Raw genomic sequence first — 9,120 nt, forward strand, 5'->3', positions numbered from 1 at the left:
GCAACGAAGGGCTTGCGTGACGGGCGCGGCGATGGCAATGGATCGTGCATGAGTGAACATGATCAGGCGAAAGCGCCCAAGCTGGCGTTGGTGACGGGGGCCTCGCGGGGTCTGGGGGCGGCCTTGGCCGAGGAGCTGGCGGCGCGCGGATACCACGTGCTGGCGGTGGCCCGGACTGTGGGCGGCCTGGAGGAACTGGACGACCGCATCCGGTCGGCAGGCGGGCAGGCGACCCTGGCCCCCATGGATATCGGTGACGCGGCCGCAATGCAGCAGATGGCGAAGGCCATCGAGGGGCGTTGGGGTGGTCTGGACCTTTGGGCCCATTGCGCGGTCCACGCCGCGCCCATGTCGCCCGCCCCCCATATCGAGGGCCGTGACTGGTCCAAGTCGATGCTGATGAACGTCGAGGTGACGCGCGGGTTGATCGCCCTGCTGGAACCGCTGCTGCGGCGCAATGGCGGCACGTCGCTGTTCTTCGACGATCCGCGCGGCGGACAGAAATTCTTTGGCGCTTATGGGGCCACCAAGGCGGCGCAGATCGCGCTGGCGCGGTCGTGGCAGGCCGAGACCGCCCGCATGGGGCCGCGCGTGGTCATCGACAGCCCTGCGCCCATGCCGACCGCCGTCCGCGCCCGGTTCTTCCCCGGCGAGGAGCGTGACAAGCTGACATCCTGCAAATCCGAGGCGCTGCGCATTTTGAACGCGCTGTAACCTTGCGTCCCGCGGCGAGGCGGGGGGCTGCCTGCCCCCCGCACCCCCCGGGCGTCGCGCCCTCAGGTCAACGGGCGCGTCACCTGTTCCAGCCAGGCCCGATCGGTTTCATCCAGTGCATCGGACAGGGCGTTGCGGACCTGTGCGTGATAGCCATCCAGCCAATCCCGTTCATCGCCCGACAGCGCTGCGACATCGATCAGCCGGCGGTCGATGGGGCAGAGCGTCAGCGTGTCGAAGCCCAGCATCTGGCGTCCCGGCTCGGCCTCGACCGGTTCGATGGCTATCAGGTTTTCCAGGCGGATGCCGAAGGCCCCTTCGCGGTAATAGCCCGGTTCGTTCGACAGGATCATTCCGGCCTCCAGCGCGATGTCGCTGGCACGGCTGATGCGGATCGGGCCTTCGTGGACGCAAAGCGCCGCGCCGACGCCGTGGCCGGTGCCGTGATCGAAGTCCAGTCCTTGGGCCCACAGAAATTGCCGCGCCAACGCATCCAGGTGACCGCCCGTGACCCCCTTGGGAAAGCGCGCGCGGCTGAGCGCGATCATCCCGCGCAGCACCGCCGTAAAGGGCGCGACGGCATCGCGGTCGATCGTGCCGATCGGCACCGTCCGCGTGATGTCGGTGGTGCCGCAATCATATTGCCCGCCGCTGTCGATCAGCAGCAGGTCGCCATCCGCGATGGGACGGTTGGTGGCTTCGGACACGCGGTAATGGACGATGGCGCCGTTCGGGCCCGCGCCCATGATGGTGTCGAAGCTGATGTCGAGGATGCCCTGGTCGCGGCGGAACTGCTCCAACTGGCGGACGACGTCGATTTCCGTCAGCGTGCCGGGGGCTTGGCGGTCCAGCCAGGACAGAAGTCGCACCATGGCGACGCCGTCCTGTCGGTGGGCCTTGCGCATGCCTGAAAGTTCGGCCGTGTTCTTGCGGGCCTTGGGCAGGATGGCCGGGTCCGAACCGCGCGCGATATCCGTGCCTGCGGCTTCCAGGATGCGGAAGGCGGCTTCAGGGGCGGTGGCGGGATCAAGGCGGACGGGGCCTTCCAGGTCGGTCAGCGCCGCCGACAGGGCGTCGGGCGGCAGGATGGTGACCTGGTTGCCCAGATGGGCGCGCATGTCGTCGTCGAACTTGGCAGGGTCGGCAAAAAGCGCCATCGCGCCGCTGTCCGACAGGACAGCAAAGGACTGCACGATGGGGTTCTTGGGGACATCGCTGCCGCGGATGTTCAGCAGCCAGGAAATCGAATCCGGCAGCGACAGCAAGGCAGCGGCCTGACCTTCGGCCTTGAGTTCGGCGGCAAGGCGGGCGCGCTTGTCCTGCGCCGTTTCGCCAGCCCATTCGGCGGGGTAGGCGCGGGTCCGGCCCACGGGGGCGTCGGGGCGGTCGTGCCAGATGGCGTCGACCGGATTTGAATCCACGGCGATCAGGCCGATATTGCTGCCCTCCAGCGCGCGCTCCATCCCCTCGATCTCCTTGCGGGTATGCAGCCAGGGGTCGAAGCCCACGCGCCCGCCCTTGGGCAGCGCCTCTCGCAGCCAGTCGGAGGGGCGGGTTTCGGGCCAGGGGACGGGGGTGAAATGGGCCGCGTCGATCTGGCTGCGCACCTGCACGCGATAGCGACCGTCGATAAAGACGCCTGCCTGATCCGTGGTGATGATCGCAAAACCCGCGCTGCCGGTGAAGCCCGTCAGCCAGGCCAGGCGCGCATCGGCATCGGCGACATATTCGCCCTGATGGGCATCGGCACGCGGCACGATGAACCCCGCCAGATCGTGGTCGCGCAGCATCGCGCGCAGGTCCGACAGGCGCTGCGGGTGGTTATTGCCGCCGGCCGGGTCGTCGAAGGTCTGGAAGGGGGTCATAGGTCGATGGCCTTCATGATCTGCGGTTCGATCACCTGCACGTCGGGAAGGGCCTGTACCATCACCGACGCGTCCTGTTCCAGCGCATCGAAGGTTTTGTAATGGCAGGGGATCACCGTCTTGAAGTTGAAATAGCGCTTGGCGGCATAGCTGGCGCGGCTCATGTCCATGGTGAAATGACCGCCCGCACAAAGGATGCCGATATCGGGTTTGTGCAGGTCGCCCATCCAGTCCATGTCGGCCATGATGTCGGTATCGCCCGACAGATAGATGACATGGCCTTCCGCGGCGATCATGTAGCCAGCCTCGGCGCCGGCATAGATCGGTCCGTCGGGACCACTGAGCGAGCTGGAGTGGCAGGCATTGACCATCGTCACCTGCACGCCTGCCAGATCGACGGTACCGCCCTTGTTGAAGCCGATGCCTGCGATCTTGTGATCCGACTCCCAGAAGCTGATCAGGTCAAAGATGCCCACGACGGGGATCTGCAATTCGCGGGCCAGGGACAGGGCGTCGCCGCTGTGATCGCCATGGCCGTGGGTCAGCAGGATATGGGTTGCGCCTTGGATGGCCTGATCGCGCTGGTCCTGTGGAAAGGCGGGGTTTCCGGTCATCCAGGGGTCGATCAGGATCACGGCATCCCCGGTTTCCAGTCGAAAGCCGGAGTGTCCAAGCCAGGTCAGTTTCATCATGGGCTCCTTGATGGCAATGTCGCGCAAAGCTTAGCGGCGCGAGGGCGCAGTGACCACAACACCCGCCGTGGCCTGCGGGTTGCTTCAGGTGACGGCGGCGGCATCGTCCAGCCTCAGGCGCAGGCGTTCGCGCCCGCCCCATGTGGACAGTTCCAGCTTGCCTGCCAAGTGAAAGCGACGGCCCTTGGCGCCGATCAGCGCGGGTCCCAGGGGGCCGTCCATGGCGCCCCAGGCGACGGCCTCCATCGCGGGTGCGCCGGGGGTGCGGAAGGACAGACGCAGATGCCGGTCCCCCATGGTCGAGGCGCTGTCGATCAGCTGGTCGGCAAAGGCAAAGCGCGGCGCGGGGGCGGCTTGGCCATAGGGGCCCGCATCCTCCAGCAGCCTGAACATGTCGGGCGTGGCCCCCGCCGTTTCCAGCAGCCCCGAAATGCGCAGATCGCCGCCGCCGGTGCGGCCCGCCAGATCGCGCTCCAGCAGGTCCGACAGCCGCGCCATGGCGGCGGGGATCTGATCCTCGGCCACGGTCAGCCCGGCGGCCATTTCATGCCCGCCCCCCTTGATCAGCAACCCTTCGCGGGCCAGCCGCTGGATGGCGCGGCCCAGATCGACGCCCGGAACCGACCGGGCCGACCCCTTGCCGATGCCGCCGTCCACCCCGATCACCACGGATGGCAGGTCGGTGGCCTCTTTCACGCGGGCGGCGACGATGCCGACCACGCCCGGATGCCAGCCTTGGCCCGCGGCCCAGGACAGGCGGGTGTCCATGCGCGCCTCGACCTGGGCCAGGGCCTCGGTGCGGACGGCGGCCTCGATGGTGCGGCGGTCGCGGTTCAGGTCGTCCAGCTGCTTGGCCAGCTGCGCCGCCTGCGCCGGGTCGCGTGACGCCAGGCATTGCGCGCCCAGATCGGCGCGGCCCACGCGGCCCCCGGCATTGATGCGCGGTCCCAGCAGGAACCCCAGGTGGAAGGCCGCGGGCGGGCCGTCCAGCCGGGCGATGTCCGACAGCGCCACCAGCCCCGGCCGCTGCCTACGCGCCATGACCGCCAGCCCGGACCGCACGAAGGCGCGGTTCACGCCCACCAGGGGCGCGACATCGGCGACGGTCGCCAGCGCCACCAGATCCAGCATCGCCATCAGGTCCGGCTGGGGCAGGCCCTTGTCGCGCAGGATGCGCCCGCATTGCACCAGCGTCAGGAACACCACCGCCGCCGCGCAGAGGTGGCCAAGGCTGCCGTCCTCGTCTACGCGGTTGGGGTTCACTACGGCCAGGGCGGGGGGCAGTGTCTCGCCGCCCAGGTGGTGGTCCAGCACGATGACCTGCGCCCCCTTGGCCGCCGCCAACGCATCATGGCTGAGCGTGCCGCAGTCGACGCAGATGATCAGGTCATGTTCGGCGGCCAGCGCTGCCATGGCGGGTTCGTTCGGGCCGTATCCTTCGTCGATGCGGTCGGGAATATAAAGCGTCGCCTTGCGCCCCTGCTGGTGCAGCCAGTCGATCAGCAGCGCCGCCGAGGTGCCGCCATCGACGTCGTAATCGGCAAAGATGGCGATGCGTTCGCCGCCTGTGGCGGCCGCGACGATGCGGTCTGCGGCGGTCTGCATGTCGCGCAGGCTCAGCGGATCGGGCAACAGGTCGCGCAGTTTGGGCGAGAGGAAAGCCTGCGCATCCATCGGTTCGACCGCGCGTTCGGCCAGCACGCGGGCGACGGGCAGGGGCAGCGCCGCCTGCTGCGCCAGGCCTTCGGCGCGGCGTTCCAGATCGGCGGCGGGGCCGATCCAGCGCCGCCCGGTGACCGATGTATCGATGCCCAGGAATGCCACGTCGCGCCCACCTTTGCCTTGAAACGAATGTCGTGGCGCTTCCTTAGCCTAGTTGACCGGGTTGCGGTAGGTCATGCGCCGGACCGATCCGGTGGCCGAACGCATCAGGACGGTCTCGGTCGTCAGGAAGCCGGGTTCGCGCTGGACGCCGGCCACGACCAGCCCGTCCGTCACGCCCGTGGCGGCAAAGACGACATCGGCGCGCACCATGTCCTGCAGGGCATAGATCCGGTCGGGATCGGTCAGCCCTGCATCGCGGGCCCGCGCGCGATCCTCGTCGTTGCGCAGGACCAGACGCCCCCAGATCTGCCCGCCCATGCATTTCAGCGCGCAGGCCGCCAGCACGCCCTCGGGGGCACCGCCGATGCCCATATAGATGTCGACGCCGGTCAGGTCGGGTTCGGCCACGTGGATGACGCCCGGGATGTCCCCGTCCGAGATCAGCCTGATCGCCGCGCCTGTCTGGCGCAGTTCGGCGATCATGTCCTCGTGACGCGGGCGTTCCAGAATGCAGACGGTGATGTCGCAGATGTCGCAGCCGCGGGCCTGCGCCAGCACGCGGACCCGTTCGGCGGGGGGCATGTCCAGATGGATCAGGTCGGCCGGATAGCCCGGCCCGATGGCCAGCTTGTCCATATAGACCTGGGGCGCGGCCAGCAGGCTGTCGCGGGGCGCCATGGCGACGACGGTCATGGCATTGGCCTTGCCCTTGGCCGTCAGGGTGCTGCCCTCCAGCGGGTCCAGCGCGATGTCGACATCGGGGCCTTTGCCGGTCCCGATGGATTGGCCGGTATAGAGCAGCGGGGTCTGGCCCGGCGCGCCTTCTCCGATGACGATCCGGCCGGTCATGGCCATCTGGGCCAGCTGGTCCTGCATGGCGGTGGCGGCCGCATGATGGGCGGCGCGTTCGTCACCCCGTCCGATGAACGGGGCCGAAGCCTGGGCCGCAGCCTCGCTTGCGCGGCTCAGCCCCAGTGACATCAGGCGGTCGTTGAAATCCCCTGGCGCGGTCATGTCGGTGGTGTCCTTGTCCTCATCCCCCGACCGCTTCTAGGGGGCGGACCGGGGCGGACAAGCCCGGGCGCGGGGCGCGCGTCAGCTTTCGCTGAGTTCCAGCGCCAGCGCATGGATGCGCGGCACGATGTCGCCAAGCCGGTCATGGACCAGGCGGTGGCGCTGCAGCCGCGTCAGGCCGGAGAAGGCGGGGCTGGCCAGGCGGATGCGGAAATGGCTTTCGCCACCCTCGCGGAATCCTGAATGGCCCCGGTGGCTTTCGCTTTCGTCCAGGATTTCCAGCTGCGTGGGGGTCAGGCCCTGCAGCCGCTCGGTCATCTCATCCGCAATCATCCGCATAACTTTTCGTCAAGCCCTTTCATGTGCCGCCAGATAGCATAGACTGCCGCCTCCGAGTCGCAAAGGTGCCCCAACCATGAGCAAGAACGACCCGTTTGGTTTCGACATTTCGGCTGCCAAGGACAAGAAACGCAAGTCCAAAGGCCGTCGAGGGATGTCGGGTGCCTTCGAAACGTCGACCCGCGTGTGCGAACGCGAGGGTTGTGACGAACCCGGTCAGTATCGCGCCCCCAAGAATCCCCGGAATCTGGATGACTATTTCTGGTTCTGCAAGGACCATGTCCGCGAATACAATGCCAACTGGAACTATTTCCAAGGTCAGTCCGAGGAGGAATTCCAGCAGTTCATCGACAATGCCACGGTGTGGGAACGGCCGACCAAGCCCTTCCGCAAAAGCGTCGAGGAACAGAAATGGGCCCGCCACGGCGTCAGCGATCCGCACGAGATCCTGGGTGCGAACGGCACCGCCCCCGAAGCCCGCGCTCAGGTCAGCACGCGAAAGCTGCCGCCGACCGAACGACGTGCGCTGGACATCCTGGAAGCCAAGGACAGCTGGACCCGCCCCGAAATTCGCAAGAAATACAAATCGCTGGTCAAGGACCTGCATCCCGACATGAACGGCGGCGATCGTTCCGACGAGGATCGCCTGTCCGAAGTGGTCTGGGCTTGGGATCAGATCAAGGACAGCCGTTTCATCCGCGACTGATCACGGCAAAGGGGGCGATCGGCCCCCTTACGGTCGTTTCCGGCGCGGACGCAGCGTCGCCAGCATCAGCAGCCCCAGCAGTACCAACAGCGGTGTATCGCCAACCTCGATCCAGACCGTCGGGGGCAGGGCGCCGGGCAGCGGGGCGTCGATCTTGCCCATCTGACCCATGCCAAGCTGGCCGCGGATGCGGCCCTTGACGTCGATCATGGCGCTGACGCCCGTATTGGCCGCCCGCGCCACCGGCAACCCGCTTTCGATGGCACGCAGCCGCGCCTGCGCCAGGTGCTGATACGGCCCCGAGATATTCCCGAACCACGCGTCATTCGTCGCCTGCAGGATCCATGCGGGCCGCGTCGACAGGTTGCGCAGATGCTGGGGAAAGATCGCCTCATAGCAGATCAGCGGCTGGAAGGGCGGCAGACCCGGCTCGTCGATGACCTGCGGCCCGACCCCTGAGGAATAGCCGTTGCCCTGCTGGGCGGCAAAGGCGCCGACCCCGAACCGGGCCATCAGGTCGCCCCAGGGGATGTATTCGCCGAAAGGCACCAGGTGGAACTTGTCATAAAGTTGCGTCACCTGTCCGCCCGGCTGGACCAGCGCCAGACTGTTGAAATAACGCGAACCCTCGCGGCGCTGGATGCCCATCACCAAGGGGGCGCCCGCCGCGTCGGATATGGCGGGCAGGATTGCGCTGGCGTCCTCCAGCAGGAAATTGACGGCGGTTTCGGGCCAGATGACCAGATCGCGCGGACCGGCTTCGTTCGACAGGGTCAGCAGTCGTTCAAAGAAGACCTGCGACCATTCGGGGTCCCATTTCAGGTGCTGCGTCGCATCGGGTTGGACGATGCGGACGGTCAGGTCTGTATCGGCGGGACCGGGGGCCGCCAGCCGCGACAGGCCGAAGGCCCATGCCGCCCCGACCGACAGGATGACCGCCAGGGCGCCGGGCAGATGTGCGGCCAACCGTGGCCAGTCGGGGCGCCACAGCAAAGCGGGCAGTGCCGCCAGTGCCAGCGTGAACGCGCCAAGGCCCAAGGCACCGCCCCATGCGGCCAACTGCGCCACCGGCGTGTCGATCCAGGCATGCCCGATCAGCGCCCAAGGAAAGCCGGTGAAGATCCACCCGCGCAGCCAATCCGACAGCGCCAGCGCCGCGGCGATGCCGATCGCCTGCCAGCGCCAGTTCCGCGACCAGATCGCCGCCAGCCAGGCGGGCAGCGCCCAGAACAGCGCCCCCCCCAATGCCATCAGCACCAGCGCGAAGGGGGCCATCCAGCCATAGATCTCTGGTTCGACCAGGAAGGGCTCGACGATCCAGAACAGCGCCAGGGCAAACCAGCCGAAGCCGGCGACCAGCGCATGCCAGAAAACGGCGGCCGGACGCTTTCGCGCCAGCCGCCAGATCAGGATTGAAAGAACGATGGGAGGTGCGGCCCAGATGCCGAAGGGCGCAAGGCCCAAGGCGCCGACCGCGCCCAGCAGCAGGTCCGGCCAAAGCTGTCGCAGGGGCGGTCGGCCCCTGCGATGCAGCCGTGGCGGGATCTGGCTGGACGTCGCCGAGGTCATCAGGCCTCGGAGGTCGTGTCCTTGGCGGGCGCCTCGGCTGCTGCCTCGGGGTCGGCCTTCTTGCGGCGGGTGCGCTTGGGCTTTTCGGCCGTCGCGTCCTCGGGGGTGTCGTCGGCCTTCTTGCGACGGGTGCGCTTGGGCTTGGGGGCCTCTTCGGCGGCTGCGGGGGCGGTTTCGGTTTCACCGGCCTCCGCGGGTTTCGCGGCCGGCTTGCGGCTGCGCGTGCGCTTGGGCTTTTCGGCGGTCGCCTCCTCGGACACAGCGGCGTCGGCCTCGGTCGTCTCGGGTTTCTTGCGGCCACGGGTGCGCTTGGGCTTGGCGGGGGCTTCGGGCTGTTCGGCAACCTGTCCGGCGGGCTGTGCATCCGATGCCGCATCGGTGGCCACGTCCCGAGCCG

At 67.9% G+C, this 9,120-nt stretch carries 8 protein-coding genes and 1 pseudogene; 2 read left to right on the forward strand and 7 right to left on the reverse strand.

Annotation, left to right across the window (positions count from 1 at the left end; all coding sequences use genetic code 11):
* Positions 1-48 precede the first annotated feature (48 nt).
* Positions 49-714 (forward strand): SDR family NAD(P)-dependent oxidoreductase, encoded by a 666-nt coding sequence (locus tag DKT70_RS09590; protein ID WP_111558926.1) that lies wholly within the window; start codon positions 49-51, stop codon positions 712-714.
* 62 nt (positions 715-776) lie between these two features.
* On the opposite strand, the gene DKT70_RS09595 is transcribed toward DKT70_RS09590, so the two are convergent.
* The 5 genes from DKT70_RS09595 to DKT70_RS09615 all read right to left on the reverse strand — a co-directional run bounded on the left by DKT70_RS09595 (position 777) and on the right by DKT70_RS09615 (position 6,442).
* The gene (locus DKT70_RS09595) at positions 777-2,579 is read right to left on the reverse strand and encodes an aminopeptidase P family protein (protein ID WP_111558927.1); all 1,803 of its coding nucleotides are present in this window, start codon (positions 2,577-2,579) and stop codon (positions 777-779) included.
* Positions 2,576-3,268 carry a metal-dependent hydrolase gene (locus tag DKT70_RS09600; protein WP_111558928.1) on the reverse strand — a complete coding sequence of 231 codons (693 nt, stop codon included), beginning with the start codon at positions 3,266-3,268 and terminating at the stop codon, positions 2,576-2,578. Before DKT70_RS09600 ends, DKT70_RS09595 begins: the two co-directional genes overlap by 4 nt.
* Before the next feature lie 87 nt (positions 3,269-3,355).
* Complete coding sequence (gene recJ, locus DKT70_RS09605) at positions 3,356-5,095, reverse strand: single-stranded-DNA-specific exonuclease RecJ (RefSeq protein ID WP_111558929.1); 1,740 nt, start codon at positions 5,093-5,095, stop codon at positions 3,356-3,358.
* A 48-nt stretch (positions 5,096-5,143) separates the two neighbouring features.
* Entirely contained in the window at positions 5,144-6,109 is a 966-nt protein-coding gene (gene glpX / locus DKT70_RS09610; protein ID WP_111558930.1) for a class II fructose-bisphosphatase, read from the reverse strand.
* Between the two features lie 81 nt (positions 6,110-6,190).
* A complete protein-coding gene (locus DKT70_RS09615; RefSeq protein ID WP_111558947.1) occupies positions 6,191-6,442 on the reverse strand; it encodes a BolA family protein in 252 nt (83 codons plus the stop codon).
* A gap of 82 nt (positions 6,443-6,524) precedes the next feature.
* Between DKT70_RS09615 and DKT70_RS09620 the strand changes: the two genes are divergently transcribed.
* Positions 6,525-7,154: a J domain-containing protein gene (locus tag DKT70_RS09620; protein WP_072296423.1), complete on the forward strand. Its 630-nt coding sequence runs from the start codon at positions 6,525-6,527 to the stop codon at positions 7,152-7,154.
* Positions 7,155-7,181: 27 nt separating this feature from the next.
* Here the strand turns inward: DKT70_RS09620 and lnt are convergent, their stop codons facing one another.
* The gene (gene lnt, locus DKT70_RS09625; RefSeq protein ID WP_111558931.1) at positions 7,182-8,723 is read right to left on the reverse strand and encodes an apolipoprotein N-acyltransferase; all 1,542 of its coding nucleotides are present in this window, start codon (positions 8,721-8,723) and stop codon (positions 7,182-7,184) included.
* Positions 8,723-9,120: pseudogene (locus tag DKT70_RS18025) on the reverse strand (hypothetical protein); the annotation flags it as partial. The pseudogene DKT70_RS18025 and the gene lnt, both read right to left, overlap by 1 nt.

The organism is Paracoccus sediminilitoris (assembly GCF_003259195.1).
In the GTDB taxonomy this organism is placed as follows: domain Bacteria; phylum Pseudomonadota; class Alphaproteobacteria; order Rhodobacterales; family Rhodobacteraceae; genus Paracoccus; species Paracoccus sediminilitoris.